This is a genomic window from Aequorivita sp. 609 (assembly GCF_014212065.1).
Taxonomy (GTDB): domain Bacteria; phylum Bacteroidota; class Bacteroidia; order Flavobacteriales; family Flavobacteriaceae; genus Aequorivita; species Aequorivita sinensis.
Genome location: NZ_JACJVM010000017.1, coordinates 92221 through 112391 on the forward strand (window position 1 = coordinate 92221; position 20171 = coordinate 112391).

A 20171-nucleotide genomic window follows, 5' to 3' on the forward strand; every position below is an offset into this window, starting at 1 on the left:
TTAAAATAAAATTAATCGATTATGATTTTTTAAAACTTTCAAGTTAATTGTGTGTAAAAAACTATAAAAATCACAATTTAGTTGTTATTCTGTTGAAATAATGCAATAACCGATGCTTAAATCTCTTTTTTCTCTATATTCACATATATAATTGAGTATGAGAAGACAATTACTATTTTTTACGGCCTTTTTGCTATTTGTGCAATTTATAGCTCACTCGCAGGATTCTACAAATTTCAAAAAGAAATCTTTCCAAGGTAAAAAACCAAAGGTAGCATTGGTTCTAAGTGGTGGAGGGGCAAAGGGAATAGCTCACGTACCCACTTTACAGGTTTTAGATTCATTAGGGATAGTGCCAGACTTAATTATTGGGAATAGCATGGGGAGTATTGTTGGCGCTTTATACGCAATGGGATATTCTGGAGATAGTATTACAAATATTCTAAAAAAGACCGAATGGGATAATTTGATTGGTGGCGGCGTGGCCCTAAAAGATGTTAGCGTGGAAGAGAAAGCAGAGTTTGGACGCTATGCCATCGAAATGGATTGGATGGATGGTAGCCTTAAACTAGGTAACTTTTTAGTAAACGACCAGGGTCTTCGAGAACTTATTACGCTATTAACCTTCCCAGTTTACGACGTTACAAATTTCGACGATTTGGCAATTCCGTATAGGGCAATTGCAACCGATATAGTCAACGGAAAAGAGCTTGTTTTAAGCAAGGGTTCGTTAGCACTTGCTATGCGCGCTAGTATGTCTATTCCAGGAGTTTTTCAAGCGGTAGATTACAAAGAAACCCTCTTGATAGATGGTGGGCTTTTAAATAACTTTCCAGTAGATGTGGCAAAAAGAATGGGTGCCGATATTATTATTGGTAGTGACGTTGGCGACGTGCCTTTTACAAAGGAAAAGTTACAAAGCCTTCCCGCTTTAATGTCACAAACTACTATGCTAAATAGTAATAAAAAAAGACCCCAAAACAGAGAGTTATGTGATGTTTTAATAGATCATAGCGGTAAGCTTTCCTATTCCTCAGCAGATTTCGATAAGGCTAATATTCTTTATGAAAATGGAAAACAAGCTGTACTAGAAAAGATGGATACGCTTAGAGCTTTGGCGAAAATGCTGAAAAACTACGAACAGATAAAAGTTAATCCTCCAAAACCAAGAGATAAATTTAGTTTTGACACTATTACCTATAACGGCGTGAGTGACGCTAACCTTGCCTTGGTAAAAGCTCATTTAAATTTAGAAACCGATACCCCTTATAATGTAAATGAAGTAATAGAAGGTGTAAATAGAGCCATGGGAACGACGATCTTTACTCAAATAGCATACGATATTGATATAAATAGTGATGCTGTTGAGTTAAACTTTAACGCAGTTGAAAGGTCGCCGCATCAACTGAAAGGTGGCTTGCATTACGATGGGTATAACGGGATTGGAGTTGTATTAAATTACACGGGTCGAAATTTATTAGGCGATGCATCACGAACTGTAATTACTGCCGATATTGCCGAACAGCCAAAACTTCGCCTTCAGTATCAAAAGAATTTCAGTAAAAATCGCAATTGGTGGTGGCGAGCAGAATTATATGGCGAACAAAAAAAGCAAAAAGTATATCTACAAGGAGACTATGTTGAGAATGTAAGAAACAGATACCATTCCTTTAACAATCAGGTTAATTGGAATATTAGTCCTATGCGTAGCTACGTGGGGCTTGGTGTAAGATATCACAACACGAATATAAAACCAACTATAAACCCGAACTTAAATGAGAATATTTTTAAGTTTAGTATGTATGATAATTACGATGTAGAACTTTATGCTCACTACAAATCTAATAGTATGAATAAAGTGTTTTTTGCTACTGAAGGTTCGGAGTTTAAAGGTTGGGTAGGAAGATCGTTGCTTGGAAATTTAAAGGTGAATTTTACAGATAAAACAATTCCAGATTACAATGGCGACACCAATGGGTTTACTAGATTGGGGGTTGATTATGAGAAAAGATTTCCAGTGTCTAATATTGTTACCGCTATTATCGGTGCTGCAGGACACTTTACGATAGACGATGCCGAATCGACTGAGGAGAAATTGTATTCAGGTTTAACGCTTAACTCAAAATATTCCTTAGGCGGGAATTTAAGATCTGCTAGAAGTGATTTCTACATTTTCCCTGGCTTGCAAGACAAAGAGTTGGTGATGAGTCAATTTATAAAACTTAATCTGGCAACGCAAATTAATGTAATGCACAAAGTATATATAACACCACATTTTAATGTTGCTTCCGTTGGGTTTGGAGATTTTAAGGATTACATAGGAGATGCGTTTTCTAACAAAGGAAAATGGTCAGATCTTGATCAGCCTAGTATTTTAATGTCCACCGGGGCAACTTTTTCATATAATTCTATTTTAGGGCCGGTAAACTTCGATATGTCCTATGTAAACAATATTAATAAACTTCGATTTTTTATAGGAATTGGTTTTCATTTAGACAGTTCCGATTAATTATTTGGTATTTACCGCTATTTTTTTCTTTGGAATGTTTGGGAGTTATCGTTAACTTTCAAGGTATCTAACAATTGACAAAATGATAAAAAATATAGGTGTTTTAGGTTTGGGAAAAGTAGGAAGTTTAGTGGCTACTTTATTAAGTTCAAAGTATCATGTGGAAGGAATGGATCAATATGAAGCCAAAGAGAAATTTCCTTTTGAAATAGTAAAAGGAGATGTTTCCAATGACAAGAGTATACGTGATTTTCTAAAAGACAAAGACGCTGTTGTTTCCTGTTTGCCTTACTTTCTGAATATAAAAATAGCCGAAACAGCTGTTGATATGGGCGTTCATTACTTCGATTTAACCGAAGATGTACCTACTTTAAATGCTATCCTAAAAATGTCAGAAAACAGCAACTCGGTGCTGGCTCCACAATGTGGATTGGCTCCAGGTTTTATCGGGATTTTAGGAGCGGGATTATACAGTAAGTTTTCTGAAGTTAGATCGGTGAAACTAAGAGTAGGAGCCTTGCCTTTGCATCCGATGGGGCAATTAGGGTATAGTTTTACTTGGAGTGCAGAAGGGGTGATTAACGAATACTTAAACGACGCTGAAGTGATTCACAACGGCGAACGTAAAATGCTCAGCTCCTTAAACGACCTAGAGATTATAAATATAAACGGCCGTCAATATGAAGCATTTTTAACCTCTGGTGGGTTGGGAACTATGTGTGAAACTATGGAAGGAAAAGTAGATACTCTAAACTATAAAACCATAAGATATCCAGGACATAGAGATGGAATGAAATTATTGCTCTACGATTTGCTTCTAAAAGACGACCGAAAACTTGCTAAAGATATTTTAAACAATGCCTTGCCGTTGGTTGATGAAGACATAGTTCTTGTTTATGCTGCCGTTGAAGGAATGATAGATGGGAAGTTAAGAAGAGAAGAATTTTCAGAGTCCTATCGCAGAATTACATTAGATAATAAAGATTGGCGCGCCATAAGTTGGACAACAGCCTGTAGTATTTCGGCAGTGGTGGATTTGGTTTCAGAAGGGAAATTAAAAAACAAAGGTTTTATCAAGCAAGAGGAAATTCCATTCGATTTGTTTATCAATTCACATTTTGGGTCGATGTATGAAAAATATAAAGACCCTAAATAATTTTTAAAAACTATTATTCGAAGCGCATATGCTCAAAAAACTTCAAAAGGACTATAACATTCTTTTTCGATAAAAATAGTTCGTATTTTTGAAAGTTGAATTTTGATTGATATGTCGAAGAAAGAAAATGGCGAAAATACCGAACTCGAAAATGCTAATTTAGAAAAGCAAGAGTCGGAATTACCGTCGACAAATAATGAAAACAAAATTGAACCCGAAATTGTTTCAGATTCTGAAGTAGAAGAGGATTCTTTTACTGAAAAGTGGAAAAACAATCGTTTTCTGCTAATTCGCGGTACTTACTACCTATTGCATTCAATCTGGATGGTGATAATGGTTGTTGGCGGCTTTATAGCTTGGTTAATAGCGTTATTGTTTATCTAATGCGCAACTTTCCGCTTAAAATATTACATGGCTATGTGCTTTTTTCAGTAGTAGTGTTTTTATGCGTTCAAGGGTTGAAATATTTTGAAATAGTTGCGCCTAACTGGGTTTTTAATCACCTAAATGATTTTCTTGTAATACCAATGGTAGCAACGCTTGGGTTGCATACGGCTTGGTTTATTAAGAAAGATAAAAGCATTCGCATAGATTTATTTACAATTATAAGTTTAGTAGTTCTGTATTCGGTTGTTTTTGAATATTATCTTCCAAAACAATCCTATCGATATACGGGAGATATTTGGGATGTGGTTTGTTATGCTTTAGGTGGAATTGTATTTTATGTTCTTCAGAAAATGGAAAATAGAAGTGCTTCTTAATTTTTCTTTATAGATATTTTTTTAATATAAATCAAAATTGTCCTAAAGGTTTTCTCTCTTCTTATCAGATTGCCTCGTATTATTAATATTTCCACAGATTTAATATTAAAAGAGGTTGAAATTAAATGTCAAATTGGCCTATCGAAAATTTATCGTAAAATTTGAAATGAGTGCAGCGTTAAAAATTTTAGGCTGTTTGAGCATTATGAATTTTTATATTTAGCAAAAAATAACAAAGCGATCCCGATAGCTATCGGGATAAAATTTAGCTGCCGAATGATAAATTTAGATAAAGGTTCGTAAGCCTAGACTTTTTTGTTGAAGCCTGTCCTGAGCGGAGCCGAAGGGTTTTGGGCGATGCAAAAAAGAAAGGAATTAAGAAAAATTAAGAAATATTCAGTTCGGCGCAAAATTTATTTAGGATAGCATTGATTGCTAGTTATTATCTCAATTTCATTATCTTTGCGAGCAATGAATTCAATTTTCCATAAAATAGTATCTGTGTTTATGGCGATTTTAGTGATGTTTACCACTATGTCGTTTACCATAGATATGCACTATTGTGGAGAAACGTTAGTAGATTATTCGCTAACCCAAAGCGCTCACTCTTGCGGAATGGATATGGAGGTGCCTACTAGCGATTGTGAAATTCAAATTCTTGAAGACTCTTGTTGTACAGACAAACAAGTTTTGATTGAAGGTCAAGATGAGTTAAAACATTCTTTTGATACATTAAGCTTAGAGCAACAGACTTTTGTTGCTTCATTTTTCTATTCATATATAAATCTTTTTGAAGATCTAGATGCTAACATAATTCCGTTTAGGGATTATAATCCTCCCTTTCTCATACGGGACATACAGAAGCTTCACGAGACTTACCTAATTTGATTTTAAACAGTTTCCAACGCCGATAATTATCGTGGGTTTGGATAAGTCTGTCCTATGGTTTTACCATTCTAGGACAAGATTCTTGATTTTATTTTCCTGACTTCTTAGGATTTTATTCAAAGTTTAACTGTTTAATAATCAATTCAAATGCTAAATAAAAGCATAAAATTTCTCATAGAGAACAAACTGGTTGCAGTATTGTTACTCGCACTTTTTGTAGGCATGGGTGTTGTAAATGCACCTTTTAGTTGGGATACGGGCTTATTGCCTAGTAACCCTGTAGCCGTGGATGCCATTCCTGATATAGGCGAAAATCAACAAATAGTTTACACTCAATGGGAAGGGCGTTCTCCCCAAGATATTGAGGACCAAATAACCTACCCGCTTACAACTTCACTATTAGGAATTCCTGGAGTAAAGACCATTAGAAGTTCTTCTATGTTCGGATTTTCGAGCATTTACATCATTTTTGAAGAAGATGTAGAATTCTATTGGAGCCGAAGTAGGATTTTAGAAAAGCTAAACTCCCTTCCAGCTGGCTTACTTCCAGAAAATGTAAATCCGTCCTTAGGGCCAGACGCAACAGGTTTAGGACAAGTTTATTGGTACACGCTTGAAGGTAGAGATAAAGATGGTAATGTAACCGGTGGTTGGGACTTACACGAACTGCGAAGCATTCAAGATTACTATGTAAAATACGCACTGTCATCGGCTAGTGGAGTTTCAGAAGTTGCTTCCATTGGTGGGTATGTTCAAGAGTATCAAATTGATGTAAAGCCAGAGTTGATGAGGCAATACAACATCAGTCTATCACAAATTGTAAAAGCTGTAAAAGAAAGTAATAAAGACATCGGTGCTCAAACCATGGAAATAAACCAGGCTGAGTACTTAGTGCGTGGTTTGGGATATATAAAGTCTGTAGCCGATATTGAAGATGCGGTGGTTACTTCCGAAAACTACACTTCTATCCGAATCAAGGATATTGCAAATGTTAGTTTAGGACCTACACCGCGAAGAGGAATTTTGGATAAGGAAGGTGCTGAGGTTGTTGGTGGGGTTGTTACTGCTCGTTACGGAGCCAACCCTATGGAAGTTATTAATAATGTAAAAGATAAACTTGAAGAACTTAAAGCAGGATTGCCTTCAAAAGAACTTTCTGATGGAACTATTTCGCAGCTTACCGTGGTTCCTTTTTACGATAGATCGGAGCTTATTCAGGAAACATTAGACACCCTCGACGAAGCCTTAAGTTTAGAAATCCTAATTACAATTTTTGTAATTATTGTAATGGTTTTTAACCTTCGAGCGTCAATACTTATCTCCGGATTATTGCCAGTTGCGGTGTTAATGGTGTTTATCGCCATGAAGTTCTTTAATGTAGATGCTAACATTGTTGCCTTATCTGGTATTGCCATTGCCATCGGTACTATGGTGGATATTGGAGTAATACTTTCTGAAAATATAATTAGGCATTTGGAGGAAGAAAAACAACGATTTTCAGAAACAGGTGTAAAGCAATCAATCAACTCGGTTGTTTATAATGCGAGCGCAGAAGTATCAGGCGCTATATTAACTGCGGTCCTTACCACTATAATCAGTTTTATCCCGGTATTTACGATGATAGGAGCAGAGGGGAAATTATTTCGCCCACTTGCTTTTACCAAAACAGCGGCACTAGTAGCGGCATTTATGGTTGCGTTATTTTTAATTCCTCCATTTGCAGCGTATCTATTCCGAAGAAAAAACTTTAAAAAGGTTACTTCTAATTTAATTAACGGAATTCTAATAATTCTTGGGATTGCCGCCATAGTTTTTGGCTATTGGTTAGGTCTTATTTTAATCGGTTTCGGAATTACAGGACTTTTAAAAGATAAAAGAATCGCTTCTAAAATTTCTGACAAAATCTGGCTTACAGACGAACGCGCCAATATTATAAACATCTTTATTTCAGCACTAGCAGTAGTCTTTTTATTAGCTGAATTCTGGCGTCCTCTTGGTGTAGATAAAAGTATATTTTGGAACCTCTTATTTGTAGGATTTATCTGTTTTGGACTTCTTGGAGTGTTTTGGGTGTTTCAGAAATATTACGCTCGAATTCTAACTTGGGCACTAAGCAATAAAATAGTTTTCCTTTCTGTGCCAACGCTAATCGTTGTTTTCGGAGTTCTTATTTGGCAAAATACAGGAAAAGAGTTTATGCCATCACTAAATGAAGGTTCCTTCTTGCTGATGCCAACTTCAATGCCGCATTCTGGGGTAGAAGAAAATAAACGCGTCTTGCAGCAATTAGATATGGCCGTCGCAAACATACCTGAAATTAAAACAGTTGTAGGAAAAGCAGGGAGAACAGAATCAGCTTTAGACCCAGCGCCATTGTCGATGTATGAAAATATCATTTTATACAAGCCAGAATACGCAATAAACGACGAAGGAAAACGACAGAGATTTAAAGTTAATGAAGATGGACTTTTCGAGCTGAAGAAAGGTGGTCTTGTCGAAAACCCCAATACATATCTCAGTTCGAGCGCAGTCGAGAACGCTTCAGAAGAAGGGAGAGATATTTCTTCTGCGTTCAATGTAACATCAGAAGACCTTATACCCGATAACGACGGGGAGTTTTATAGAAACTGGAGACCTGAAATAAAATCTCCTGATGATATCTGGAATGAAATTGTACGAGTTACCAAAATCCCAGGGGTGACATCTGCTCCCAAATTGCAGCCTATTGAAACTAGGTTGGTGATGCTGCAAACAGGAATGCGTGCGCCTATGGGGATTAAAGTGAAAGGTCAGGATTTACGAGAGATTGAGGCTTTCGGACTTGAACTTGAAGAAATCATAAAACACGCTGAAGGGGTAAAAGTAGAAGCCGTTTTTGCCGATCGTATTGTTGGGAAACCTTATTTGTTAATAGACATTAAAAGGGAGCGTCTCGCGCGATATGGAGTTTCTATTGAAGAGGTTCAACAAATATTGCAAGTTGCTGTAGGGGGAATGCCTTTAACGCAAACAGTTGAAGGGCGTGAGCGATACGGAGTACGCGTGCGTTACCCAAGAGAGCTAAGAGCTAACCCACAGGACCTTCAGAACATCTATGTGCCAGTAGGAAAAGGAAATCCAGTACCTTTAGGAGAACTAGTGGATATACGTTACGAGCAAGGGCCGCAGGTTATTAAAAGTGAAGACACCTTCTTGGTAGGCTATGTACTTTTTGATAAGCTAAACGATTTTGCAGAAGTTGATGTGGTTGAAAACGCTCAGGCATTAATTCAAGAGAAAATAGACAGCGGAGCGCTTTCAGTCCCTAAGGGAATTAGTTATCAGTTTACGGGAACTTATGAAAATCAAATTAGAGCTGAGAAAACACTTTCAGTTATTGTTCCCTTAGCGTTGGCAATTATCTTTTTAATTCTTTATTTCCAATTCAGGTCGGTATCTACTTCGTTAATGGTGTTCACTGGAATTGCAGTGGCTTTCTCTGGAGGATTCTTAATGATTTGGTTTTATGGACAAGATTGGTTTTTAAATTTCAATTTCTTTGGTGAAAACCTAAGGCAAATGTTTCAGATGGACACTATCAATTTAAGTGTAGCTGTTTGGGTAGGATTTATAGCCCTCTTCGGAATTGCCACTGATGATGGTGTGGTAATGGCAACTTATCTAACGCAAACTTTTGATAAGAATGAACCGGAAAGCGTAAAGGAAATCCGAGCGTCTGTATTAGAAGCAGGGTTGAAGCGTATCCGTCCGTGTTTGATGACTACGGCTACTACTATTCTTGCCTTATTACCAATTTTAACATCTACAGGTAGGGGAAGCGATATAATGATTCCTATGGCTATTCCAAGTTTTGGTGGGATGTTAATTGCACTAATTACCCTATTTGTAGTTCCAATTTTATTCAGCTGGAGACGAGAAGCAAAATTGAAAAAACGTTTAAAAATTATTAAAGAAAACTAGAGTTTGGAAGTTGGAGGTTGGAGGTTGGAAATTAGAAATAGGAATTTTAAATGTTCTTTAAAAAACACAGAAGTTATGATAAAATCGTACAAGGATTTACAGGTACATAAGGAAGCGTTTTCGTTGGCTATGGATATATTTTGGCGAACAAGAAAATTTCCGAATGAAGAAATATATTCACTCACTTCACAAATCGTGCGCTCCTCGCGTTCTGTATCAGCTAACATTGATGAAGGTTGGGGAAAACGACAATACGAAGCAGTTTTTAAACAGCAGCTTATAAAGGCATTAAGCTCGAATTCCGAAACCCAAGATTGGCAAGACTATGCCTTGGCTTGTAATTATATAGAAAAAGAAGAGCATTCCGAATTTACTAAACGCAATGAACAAATAGGAAAAATGTTTACCAAATTATATCAAAACTGGAAAAGCTATGAATAAAATAAATTTCATAAAAGTAAAAGTGAATACACAAATGTTAAAGTCGCATTTCAGGCTTCCAGCTTCCAGCATCCAACTTCTATCTTTAATCTTTTTAGTGTTGATGAGTGGTTTAGGTTATTCACAAAATTTGCAAACCTATATTGAAGAAGCCCTAGAAAACAACCCAAATATTCAAGCGGTGGAAAAGCAGCATGCAATTTCAACTGAAAAAATAGCTGAGGTTAATGCCTTACCCGATACTCAGTTTTCAGGAGGGTATATGTTTGGAGAAGGAAATATGCCTATGATGCAACAAGCAGAATTTTCGGTTATGCAAATGCTGCCTTGGTTTGGAACTATTGCAGCACGTCAAAAATATGCAAATGCTATGGCGGACGCAGATTTAGTTGAGATTGAAATCGCTAAAAGAAAAATTGCCTTGGCCTTGTCGCAATCCTATTATCGTTTGTATGAAATAGCAAAAAAACAACAGGTATTAGATTCTAATATTCAGCTTTTAAAGGTTTATGAGCAAATGGCTTTAACATCTGTGGAAGTAGGACAAGCGTCTGCTGTTTCTGTATTGCGACTTCAAATGAGACAGAATGATTTAGCCGAAAGGAAAATGGTATTGGCACAGGATTTTGCTTCAGAGCAAACTGTTTTCAATAAGATTATGAATCGAAAAGAAGTTGTTGATATTCCTATTGTTGATAGCTTAACTATTCCAGAAAAAGAGGTAGCGATAGATTTTGAAAAATTAAATTTCCACCCCGAATTGGTAAAGTTTGAAGAGTTAAACAAAGTAGTTTCTCAAGCCGATGCTCTTAATAAAAAAGAAAGCGCACCGAGTTTTGGAGTAGGGGTAGAATATATGCTTTTTAATGAAGCCCCGAATATGGTAATGCCTATGGCAACACTTTCTATTCCGATTTTTAATAAGAAGTTTAAGTCTGTAGCGCGTCAGAACAAGTTGAGGTATGAGGAACTAAACATTCAAAAAGAAGCCTCGCAGAACAGTTTGTTTACACAACTTCAAACTGCATTAAGAAGTAGAGATGCAGCGCGAATCCGGCTTGAAACTCAAGATAAAAACTTGAAACAAGCAGAAAATGCAAATGAAATTCTATTGAGGAATTACGAAACAGGCACTATCAATTTTAATGAAGTTTTAGATGTACAGGAATTACAACTTCAGTTTCAAATAAAGCGCATTGAAGCTGTCGCAGAGTATTTTAAACAAAGCAGCATCATTAATTACTATATCCCGTTCATTTAAATTTTAAATAAGAGGTGTTAACAGAATACTTTATCAACATCGATTAATAATCTAAAGGTCTAGAAAATGAATAACTTAATATTTTATACAATTCTCCTATTAATAGGCTGCAGTCAAATGACTGCGCAAATGGTTGAAGGCAATTCTGATAATTTACCAGTTCGTGAATATACGCTTGTTATAAAGGAAGAAATGGTCAACAAAGCAGGTAAATCAGTCAAGGGAATGACGGTAAACGGAACTATTCCAGGACCAACTTTAGAGTTTACGGAAGGTGAATACGCCGTTATTTATGTGAAAAACGAAATGAAGGTAGAGACTTCCATTCACTGGCACGGATTGTTGTTGCCAAATTTTATGGATGGGGTGCCTTATTTAACCACGCCACCAATCAAACCAGGAACAACTTTTAAGTATGAATTTCCTATTAGGCAATCGGGTACGTATTGGTATCACTCGCATACCATGCTGCAGGAACAAAGTGGGGTTTTTGGGTCCTTATTGATTCATCCAAAGGAAAAAACAATGGAATACGATCACGATTTAATAGTGATGTTATCCGATTGGACCAATGAAAATCCGCATAGTATACTGCAAAACTTAAAGCGTGGCAACGAATGGTACCAGATGAAAAAAGGTACTTCAACACCATTAAATAAAGTGATAGCTCGTGGCGCATTTGGCGCACAGCTAGATTTTTGGCGCCAACGGATGGGAGGCGCAGATATAGCCGATGTATATTATCCAGCATTTTTGATTAACGGAGAGCAATCTGTGGAATATCCCAATTTTAAACCTGGAGATAAAGTGCGTTTACGAATTATAAACGGTTCCGCATCCTCACAATTCTGGATGACATTTGGTGGAGAGTCTCCTTTATTGGTGTCTTCAGATGGAATGGACGTGGTTCCGGTTGCACAGAGCAAAACTTTTATTGCCACTGCTGAAACCTATGACTTTATAATTACGATTCCTCCAAAGGGAAAGATAGAATTACGGGCAATGGCACAGGACGGTTCGGGAACCACCACAGCTTATTTTGGTGACGGAGAGATTTTGCCAGCTGAAGTTATCGCTAAACCAGACAAGATTGAGATGATGCAGGAAATGGCAAAAATGGATATGAAAATGGGAGCGCATGCCTTGAAATTCCGTCCCAAAAAAGATGAGCGATATAAAATGAAGGAAGAGTATGGTATGCAAATGGACCATATGAACCCGCCTACGGAACAGGAAGGTATGTCTAAAAATTCTGAATTGGATGATAAAATGGACCATTCTAAAACGGAAATGAAAATGGATTCATCTAAAACCAAGGCAGGGATGGAAATGGATCATTCCAAGATGGATCATTCCAATAAAGGGAAGAGATCAGATTCGCCTTCAAAAATGGCGGGCATGGATCATTCAACTATGGATGAAATAAACATGTTTGCAGAATATAACTACGATTATCTAAAGTCCCCAGAAAAAACGGATTATGATAAGGACCTTCCTATTAAGGAAATACTACTAAATCTAACAGGGAATATGCAACGCTATGTTTGGAGTATAAACGGGGTTCCTTTAAGCGAAACGGATAACATAAAAATAAGTGGCAAGGAGGTTACCAGGATTACTTTTAACAACCTAACCATGATGCACCACCCAATGCATCTTCACGGACATTTTTTTAGGGTCATAAACAAAAATGGAGAATATTCCCCTTTAAAACACACCGTAAACGTTGCGCCTATGCAAGAAGTAACCATAGAATTCAGCGGCAACGACGGTGATGAAAATGGCGATTGGTTTTTTCACTGTCATATATTATATCATATGATGAGCGGAATGGCGAGAGTGGTTAGTTATGAGACTCCTCGTGATCCACGAATGGAGCCATATCCCGTAAAAAAATTAATTAAGGAGGCAGACGAGTTTTATACTTGGTCTACCCTTGACGCTGCTTCGCACATGGCGGAATTTAAATTTGTGGCTTCAAACATTCGAAATCAATTTAATATTTCTGCGGAGTATGGTTGGAACCAAAATTTGGAAGCCGAAGTAAGTTATGAACGTTATCTACACGATTATTTTAGAGTGTTTGGGGGTGTGAATTTTGAAAACGAAATGGACGATAGTCTAGATGAAATATCCACCACCGCCATTGCAGGAATTAGGTTTTTAACGCCCTACCTCTTCAATCTTGACGTTCGAATTGACAGCAAATTAAGACCGCAAATAAGTCTGAGTAAAGAAATCCTCATTTTCCCACGGACTGCCATTTTTGGTAGCTATGAATATCAAGCAGATTTTGGATGGGTGAACGACCTTCCTATGGGAGATAATTTTATGAATGAAGTTACTTGGAAGGCAGGAATAGAATATTATTTATCACGAGACTTTTCATTGATGGCAAGCTATGACAACCGATTTGGCGCAGGTGGCGGTCTTTCGATGAGGTTTTAATCAATAATTATAAATCAATTAAAAACGAGTACTAATTTAAATCAAAATAAAAATGAAGAAAGTAAGAGTAACAACAGCAATGATTGCAATGGCTTTTATAAGCCTAACAGCAATGTCGTGTAAAGACGGAAAGACGGAGCATAACGAAGAGACAGGTATGCATTCTGAAATGAATCACGAGGAAGGTATGAACCATGACAATATGAGTGCCTCTAATACTGGGATGGATTCCAACACTCAAAACTCCCAAGCTAAGCAAGTGTTGACAGAATATATGACGCTTAAAGACGCATTAGTAGCGACGGATGAAAAAGCTGCTGCCGATGCAGGTAAGAAGCTTCAAAATACTTTGCAAGCTTTTGATGTGAGTAGTTTTACTGCTGAACAACAAACGGAGTTGAAAGATATTATTGAAGTAGCAACGGAGCACGCAGAGCATATTAGTAGAAGCGATATGGCTCATCAACGCGAACATTTCCAAATGTTGACAAAGGATGTTACAGATATGGTTGCAATTACTGGCACGGAAAACACCTTATACCAGCAATTTTGCCCGATGTACGCTGATGGTGGTGGCGCATGGTTAAGTATGGAGAAAGAAATTAAAAATCCATATTTCGGAAGCAAAATGATGAAGTGTGGAAAAGTGCAAAAGGAGATAAATTAATTACAACCTGCAAGGTATTCCCCGCCCTTCAGCGGGGTTCCTTGTAGGTTTTACAGAAAAATAAATGATAAAACTCCTAAAAATCATAGCGCTAATTTTACTGGTAGCTTTTGTGGGAATTCAGTTTATACCCTCAGAACGCAACCAAAGCGAATTTGTGCCAAAAACCGATTTTTTAACAGTAAACAATACTCCGGATAATATCGGCAAATTGTTGCAAGTAGCCTGTTATGATTGTCATAGCAATAATACGGCCTATCCCTGGTACAACAAAGTGCAACCCATTGCTTGGTTTTTAGAGGATCATGTAGTAGAAGGAAAAAAAGAATTGAATTTCAGTGAATGGGACGAATATTCCAACCGCCGAAAGAACAGCAAGCTAAAATCAATTATTAGCCAAATTGAAGATGACGAGATGCCGCTCTTCTCATATACTTTGCTTCACAGAGATGCTGTGTATTCTGATTCTGAAAAAGAAGAGGTAATAAATTATATGAAGGCCATAAAAGGCAGTTTACAATAATTACTCAATGAATTAAGCGCAAGACTATGGAACACCAAGAACGTACCAATCATCCAAATCCATCGAAGCTTAAAGCAGAAATGGATCATTCCAATCACAATCACGACGATATGGGCCACGACCATCACAGGATGATGATAGCCGATTTTAAACGCAGGTTTTGGATATCGCTCATTTTGACGATACCCATTTTAACATTATCACCAATGATTCAGAGAATGCTAGGGGTGGAGTGGGTTTTCCCGGGCAGTGGTTATGTGCTTTTTGGGTTGTCGACCATCGTCTATTTTTATGGAGGGTGGCCATTTTTATCAGGTTTGATAAGCGAGTTGAAGAGCAAATCGATAGGGATGATGACGCTCATCGCCGTCGCTATCTCTGCAGCTTATTTCTATAGTTCCGCGGTTATTTTGGGATTCGAAGGCCAAACCTTTTTTTGGGAATTGGCAACGCTTATCGTAGTGATGCTTGTTGGGCATTGGCTGGAAATGCGGTCTATTTTGGGGGCCAGCAAAGCCTTGGAAGCTCTGGCGGCCTTAATGCCAAATGAGGCAAACCTCGTGGAAGGGAGCCAAACGCGAAAAGTGAAAATAAGTGAACTAAACGAAGGCGATATTATTCTGATCAGACCCGGAGAAAAAGTTCCTGCTGATGGGATAATTGTTGAAGGTGAAAGTGACCTTAATGAAAGTATGCTCACTGGCGAAAGCAGACCCGTTACCAAAACCGTGGGTGATGAGGTTATCGGCGGTGCCATAAATGGAAATGGGGTTGTAAAAGTACAAGTTAAAGGTATTGGCGAAGATGCCTATTTATCAAAAGTGATAAATATGGTGCAAGCTGCCCAAAAACAGAAATCAAAATCCCAGCGCTTGGCAGACGTAGCCGCAAAATGGCTTACCATCATCGCTTTAGTGTTAGGTTTTGGAACTTTCTTTACGTGGTTGGCATTGGGCGAAACGATGGCATTTGCAATGGAACGTATGGTAACGGTTATGGTAATCTCCTGCCCGCACGCCTTGGGGTTAGCTGTGCCTTTGGTTGCCGCAATATCAACAAGTATTTCAGCGAGAAATGGATTGTTGATTCGCAATAGAACAGCCTTTGAGTCTTCTCGAAAAATAACGACTATAGTATTTGATAAAACAGGAACACTTACCAAGGGTTCACACGAAGTAACGCGCATTGTTTCATTATCTTCAAACTATGACAAAACAGAGTTGTTAAGATATGCCACCGCCGTTGAAAGTCCATCTGAGCATCATATTTCCAAAGGATTAATGCGAAGGGCGAAAGAGGATAAATTGGATATTCCCTCAGTAACCGACTTTAAGTACACGGCAGGTGTAGGTGTAAGTGGAATTGTAAATGGCAAAAAAGTGCAGGTGGGTGGATTTTTATTGTTGGAACAATTAAAAAAATCTGTTGCCGAAGATATAGAGGAAGGAATTGAAACCAAGATATTCACCATTATTGACGGTGAGTTGATTGGCTTTATAACCTTTGCAGATGAAATTAGAGAAAGTTCTTATGGCGCTATTAAAACCCTTCAGAAAAACAATATAAAAGTATCCTTGCTCACAGGCGACAATGAAATAGTAGCCAAGAACGTGGCCGATAAGCTGGGGCTCGACGATTATATGGCGGAAGTGTTGCCCGATCAAAAACTCGACAGAATAAAAGAACTTCAAGCAAAAGGCGAATTTGTGGCTATGGTTGGAGACGGCGTAAATGACGCACCCGCCTTGGCACAAGCCGACGTAGGGATCGCTATTGGTTCGGGTACGGACGTAGCTGCTGAAACTGCAGACATCGTTTTAATGGACAGCAATCCAAAAGATATCGTCAACTTGATCTTGTTTGGAAAGGCGACCTATCGGAAAATGGTTCAAAACCTAGTTTGGGCAACAGGTTATAACGTAGTGGCTTTACCATTGGCCACAGGATTTATCCCTGGACTTATGATAAGTCCTGCCTTTGGAGCTGCGTTAATGAGTATCAGCACGATTATCGCCGCTGCAAACGCACAATTGCTAAAAAGAAGTATGAAATCTGAAATTAAAAATTAATATTATGAAAAACTCAAAGCAACATTCAGAAACCAACAATTACACAAAATTCATTTTGATGCTCGCTGCTTCTTTTATAGCTATGTACATCACTATGTATTTGAATACTTACCAGATAGACCACGTGTATTTTAGTATTACAAGATTTTATATGTCTTGCTTAGGTATTTCAACTATGGCGGTAATTATGTGGTTTTTTATGCGAAAAATGTATAAAAACAAGAAAAAGAACATTGCAATACTATTGGGGAGTTTAGTTCTGTTTGTATCTGCTCTTGGCTTGGTTAGAGCTCAAAGTCCTATTGTTGGCGATGTATTATGGCTTAGAGCAATGATTCCACATCATTCTATCGCTATTTTAACTAGTGAAAGAGCGGATATAAAAGATCCGGAGGTAAAAAAACTCGCAAACGATATTATAAAAGCCCAAGAAAAGGAAATAGCCGAAATGAAAGCTATGATTAAACGATTAGAAAACAATAAGTAAAATAAAGAATCAGATGAATAAAAATATTATTTATATAGCGATAGCCTTAATTGTTGGGCTTTTAGGTGGCTTTCTATTATTTGGTGGAGATGCTAAATCTACAACAGGTGGTCACGAACATTCAGGGGAATCTGCAGCTAACGAAATGTGGACTTGCTCTATGCACCCTCAAATTATGCAACCCGAACCTGGAGACTGCCCAATTTGTGGGATGGATTTAATTCCCGCAGAATCGGGAGCTGAAGGGCTTTCATTAAACGAAATAAGAATGACCAAAAACGCTATGGCATTGGCAAATATTCAAACTGTAAAAATGGGGAATGCTGTGGATGAAGACGAAAATAGTATGTCTCTTTCTGGGAAAATTATGCCTAATGAAGAAGCTAATGCAGTACAAGCAAGTTATTTTGAAGGAAGAATAGAGCGATTAAACGTAAATTTTACGGGTGAAAAAGTGAATAGAGGTCAGTTGTTGGCAACAATTTACGCTCCATCCTTAGTTGCTGCTCAGCAAGAGCTTTTAACAGCAGCCTCAATGAAAGAATCGCAACCTACATTGTATAAAGCAGTTCGAAATAAATTAAAATTGTGGAAGCTGTCAGAAGCTCAAATCAATCAGATTGAAACATCAGGAAAAGTACGTGATAACTTCCCTATTTACGCAACGGTTTCTGGAACAGTTTCAGAAAAATTGGCGGAAGAAGGCGACTATGTTAAGCAGGGGCAACCAATTGTAAGAGTAAGTGATTTAGGTACAGTTTGGGCTATGTTTGATGCTTACGAAAACCAGATTTCTCAATTAAAAGAAGGTCAGAAAATTACAGTAACCACTAATGCTTATCCAAACAAAGAGTTTGAAGCTACGGTATCTTTTATCGACCCAATTTTAAATACTCAATCTAGAACTGTTTCTGTAAGAGCAACTTTAAATAATAGAGAAGGCTTGTTTAAACCTGGAATGTTTGTTACTTCTAAAGTAAATCTTCCAAAAAATGTAGGGAATGAAACGACTATTAGCGTTCCTGCTACAGCGGTACTTTGGACGGGAAATAGATCATTAGTTTATGTGAAAACAAATCCTAACGAACCAATTTTCGAAATGCGAGAAGTAAGCTTGGGCGTAAAAAATGGTGAGAACTATATAATTACCGATGGACTTAAAAATGGAGAAGAGGTAGTTGTTAATGGTACATTTACCGTAGATGCGGCAGCACAACTTCAAGGGAAAAAGAGTATGATGAATTCACAGGATCACACTCAGGAGGATACTTCAAAAAAAATAGCCGATATCGGAAGACAAAAAGTATCTTCAGAATTTCAAAAACAGTTAAAAGCAGTTTTTGATGACTATATGGTAATTGAAAAAGCCTTGGTAAATGATGATTCAGAAAAACCTAAAACAGCGGCTTCAGATTTACTTAAAAGCATACAAAAAGTTGATATGAAGCTTTTAAATGAAGAGCCAGGCCACAGTCATTGGATGGAATTGGAAAAGGAGCTTCAAACTGCTGCAGAAGCAATCTCTAAAACTTCTGATATTAAAGAGCAACGAGATAATTTTGAAAAATTATCGAACTATTTAATAAACGCAGTAAAAACCTTCGGTATAAATCAAAAAGTATATGTTGATTTTTGTCCGATGGTTAATAACGATAAAGGTGCATTTTGGCTAAGTACTGAAGAAGGTATCTTGAACCCGTACTATGGAGCCAGTATGCTGAGGTGCGGAGAGGTTTCGGAAGAGATAGAGTGAGGTGTTACTTTTTAATCATCTTGTAAAATAAAACGAGGGACGCTTTTTTATTAATTGCGTCCCTCATTATATTTATTTATAAACTTAGCTCTCACAAAAAAAAAAGAACTAAATCTATAAAAAGTTTATGTTACAAGTAGCGTGCAGCTACTTTTTAAAATCCTTTTTAGTAAGGCCGTTATTGAATTTAATATCAGACCAAGTAACTAGAATCCAAGGCTCCTCAGTTACCTCAGCGTTCCAATTGGATTTCTTGTATTTTCGCTTTGTAGGCAATAGAATACCATCTATCTCTTCATATTCAAGTTTCATTAAATAAGGTGTCTCCATTACGTTAAAATCTGCTACAGTAAAGAGAAACTGGTCCACTAGTGATGTTTCCTTATTTATATAAAGTTGATAAATATCAGTGGCTGGTTTACCATTTAAATCGAATGTAATTTTTACGATGTCATAATTTCTACCTTCAATCAATTTTTCACCAAGATGTTCGTAGGTGATACCCCCATCTAACTGGACTGATAACCAATGCCACAGAAGTAAGATATTATTCAGTCAATACCCTGATATAAAAATTGCCTTTGACTTGGTCCAAGGGCTTAGAAATATATTCAACACGGCAACATCCATAGAAACAGCTTATACAAAACTGGCCCATTGGTACAAAGATGTAGAAAACACAGGCTTTAGAGCGTTCAATACTATAGCAAACACGATAACACTAAATTATAGATCAATCTTAAACTATTTTATAAACAGAAGTACAAATGCAGCAGCAGAATCATTCAATGCAAAGATAAAAGCATTTAGGGCACAATTTAGAGGAGTGAAAAACGTAGAATTCTTTCTGTATAGATTAACAAGGATTTTTGCATAAACACAACAATTGTTCTTGATCCGTTATTGATCCAAAGTATATGAAGAAAGTATTATGCCTCTAATTATGCCCCCTAAAAAACAAAGCCCCGTAAACACTGAGTTTACGGGGCTTTTTGCGGAGAAAGAGGGATTCGAACCCCCGGAGGTGTGACCCTCAACAGTTTTCAAGACTGCCGCATTCGACCACTCTGCCATTTCTCCTGTGGTATGCGTTTCATAAGCGTTTTGCTTACGAGACTGCAAATATAAAAAGCTTTTTTAAATATCCTATTCATTTTTTAAAGTTTTTATTTGTTAAAATTTTAGTTAACTAATGCAGCGAAATAAAAGACTTTGCAACAATTTGAAAATAAGAATCTTGCATAAACA

The 20171-nt window shown here is 37.3% G+C and carries 16 protein-coding genes and 1 tRNA gene; 15 read left to right on the plus strand and 2 right to left on the minus strand.

The genetic code is table 11. The annotated features are described in order from the left end of the window. Positions 1-157: 157 nt before the first annotated feature. The 14 genes from H4O20_RS07435 (at position 158) to H4O20_RS07500 (ending at position 18923) form a co-directional block, all read left to right on the plus strand. Positions 158-2509, plus strand: a complete 2352-nt coding sequence (locus tag H4O20_RS07435) for a patatin-like phospholipase family protein (protein ID WP_139855673.1) — start codon at positions 158-160, stop codon at positions 2507-2509. An 82-nt stretch (positions 2510-2591) separates the two neighbouring features. Further along, positions 2592-3665: a saccharopine dehydrogenase family protein gene (locus tag H4O20_RS07440; protein WP_221442770.1), complete on the plus strand. Its 1074-nt coding sequence runs from the start codon at positions 2592-2594 to the stop codon at positions 3663-3665. Between the two features lie 111 nt (positions 3666-3776). Next, positions 3777-4049 carry a hypothetical protein gene (locus H4O20_RS07445; RefSeq protein ID WP_139855672.1) on the plus strand — a complete coding sequence of 91 codons (273 nt, stop codon included), beginning with the start codon at positions 3777-3779 and terminating at the stop codon, positions 4047-4049. 35 nt (positions 4050-4084) lie between these two features. Continuing rightward, a complete protein-coding gene (locus H4O20_RS07450; protein ID WP_185098791.1) occupies positions 4085-4426 on the plus strand; it encodes a hypothetical protein in 342 nt (113 codons plus the stop codon). A 471-nt stretch (positions 4427-4897) separates the two neighbouring features. Continuing rightward, positions 4898-5314 carry a hypothetical protein gene (locus H4O20_RS07455; RefSeq protein WP_185098792.1) on the plus strand — a complete coding sequence of 139 codons (417 nt, stop codon included), beginning with the start codon at positions 4898-4900 and terminating at the stop codon, positions 5312-5314. 147 nt (positions 5315-5461) lie between these two features. Continuing rightward, a complete protein-coding gene (locus H4O20_RS07460; RefSeq protein ID WP_139855669.1) occupies positions 5462-9274 on the plus strand; it encodes an efflux RND transporter permease subunit in 3813 nt (1270 codons plus the stop codon). A 75-nt stretch (positions 9275-9349) separates the two neighbouring features. Beyond that, positions 9350-9715, plus strand: a complete 366-nt coding sequence (locus tag H4O20_RS07465; RefSeq protein WP_139855668.1) for a four helix bundle protein — start codon at positions 9350-9352, stop codon at positions 9713-9715. Next, entirely contained in the window at positions 9708-10976 is a 1269-nt protein-coding gene (locus H4O20_RS07470; RefSeq protein ID WP_246051407.1) for a TolC family protein, read from the plus strand. Before H4O20_RS07465 ends, H4O20_RS07470 begins: the two co-directional genes overlap by 8 nt. Positions 10977-11042: 66 nt before the next feature. Next, positions 11043-13424, plus strand: coding sequence for a multicopper oxidase domain-containing protein (locus tag H4O20_RS07475; protein ID WP_139855667.1), 2382 nt, complete (start codon positions 11043-11045; stop codon positions 13422-13424). Positions 13425-13476: 52 nt separating this feature from the next. Beyond that, positions 13477-14091: a DUF3347 domain-containing protein gene (locus H4O20_RS07480; protein WP_139855666.1), complete on the plus strand. Its 615-nt coding sequence runs from the start codon at positions 13477-13479 to the stop codon at positions 14089-14091. Between the two features lie 67 nt (positions 14092-14158). Further along, positions 14159-14614 carry a heme-binding domain-containing protein gene (locus tag H4O20_RS07485; RefSeq protein ID WP_139855739.1) on the plus strand — a complete coding sequence of 152 codons (456 nt, stop codon included), beginning with the start codon at positions 14159-14161 and terminating at the stop codon, positions 14612-14614. A gap of 110 nt (positions 14615-14724) precedes the next feature. Beyond that, on the plus strand, positions 14725-16683 hold the full coding sequence (locus tag H4O20_RS07490; protein WP_306785641.1) for a heavy metal translocating P-type ATPase: 1959 nt from the start codon (positions 14725-14727) through the stop codon (positions 16681-16683). Between the two features lie 4 nt (positions 16684-16687). Next, positions 16688-17170: a DUF305 domain-containing protein gene (locus tag H4O20_RS07495; RefSeq protein WP_185098794.1), complete on the plus strand. Its 483-nt coding sequence runs from the start codon at positions 16688-16690 to the stop codon at positions 17168-17170. A 13-nt stretch (positions 17171-17183) separates the two neighbouring features. Then, on the plus strand, positions 17184-18923 hold the full coding sequence (locus tag H4O20_RS07500) for an efflux RND transporter periplasmic adaptor subunit (RefSeq protein WP_185098795.1): 1740 nt from the start codon (positions 17184-17186) through the stop codon (positions 18921-18923). A gap of 147 nt (positions 18924-19070) precedes the next feature. Here H4O20_RS07500 and H4O20_RS07505 read toward each other — a convergent pair whose 3' ends face one another. Then, positions 19071-19397 (minus strand): hypothetical protein, encoded by a 327-nt coding sequence (locus H4O20_RS07505; RefSeq protein ID WP_185098796.1) that lies wholly within the window; start codon positions 19395-19397, stop codon positions 19071-19073. A gap of 22 nt (positions 19398-19419) precedes the next feature. On the opposite strand from H4O20_RS07505, the gene H4O20_RS07510 reads away from it, so the two are divergent. Further along, positions 19420-19800 carry a transposase gene (locus H4O20_RS07510; RefSeq protein WP_368856695.1) on the plus strand — a complete coding sequence of 127 codons (381 nt, stop codon included), beginning with the start codon at positions 19420-19422 and terminating at the stop codon, positions 19798-19800. 118 nt (positions 19801-19918) lie between these two features. On the opposite strand, the gene H4O20_RS07515 is transcribed toward H4O20_RS07510, so the two are convergent. Next, positions 19919-20003: transfer RNA gene (locus H4O20_RS07515), tRNA-Ser, on the minus strand. Positions 20004-20171: the final 168 nt, after the last annotated feature.

What these genes read in the sequence shown, in the direction of transcription:
- H4O20_RS07435 (WP_139855673.1), top strand. Translation starts at nt 158, where the DNA reads ATGAGAAGACAATTACTATTTTTTACGGCCTTTTTGCTATTTGTGCAA.
- H4O20_RS07470 (WP_246051407.1), top strand. Translation starts at nt 9,708, where the DNA reads ATGAATAAAATAAATTTCATAAAAGTAAAAGTGAATACACAAATGTTA.
- H4O20_RS07475 (WP_139855667.1), top strand. Translation starts at nt 11,043, where the DNA reads ATGAATAACTTAATATTTTATACAATTCTCCTATTAATAGGCTGCAGT.
- H4O20_RS07500 (WP_185098795.1), top strand. Translation starts at nt 17,184, where the DNA reads ATGAATAAAAATATTATTTATATAGCGATAGCCTTAATTGTTGGGCTT.
- H4O20_RS07495 (WP_185098794.1), top strand. Translation starts at nt 16,688, where the DNA reads ATGAAAAACTCAAAGCAACATTCAGAAACCAACAATTACACAAAATTC.
- H4O20_RS07460 (WP_139855669.1), top strand. Translation starts at nt 5,462, where the DNA reads ATGCTAAATAAAAGCATAAAATTTCTCATAGAGAACAAACTGGTTGCA.
- H4O20_RS07490 (WP_306785641.1), top strand. Translation starts at nt 14,725, where the DNA reads ATGGGCCACGACCATCACAGGATGATGATAGCCGATTTTAAACGCAGG.
- H4O20_RS07465 (WP_139855668.1), top strand. Translation starts at nt 9,350, where the DNA reads ATGATAAAATCGTACAAGGATTTACAGGTACATAAGGAAGCGTTTTCG.
- H4O20_RS07455 (WP_185098792.1), top strand. Translation starts at nt 4,898, where the DNA reads ATGAATTCAATTTTCCATAAAATAGTATCTGTGTTTATGGCGATTTTA.
- H4O20_RS07445 (WP_139855672.1), top strand. Translation starts at nt 3,777, where the DNA reads ATGTCGAAGAAAGAAAATGGCGAAAATACCGAACTCGAAAATGCTAAT.
- H4O20_RS07440 (WP_221442770.1), top strand. Translation starts at nt 2,592, where the DNA reads ATGATAAAAAATATAGGTGTTTTAGGTTTGGGAAAAGTAGGAAGTTTA.
- H4O20_RS07480 (WP_139855666.1), top strand. Translation starts at nt 13,477, where the DNA reads ATGAAGAAAGTAAGAGTAACAACAGCAATGATTGCAATGGCTTTTATA.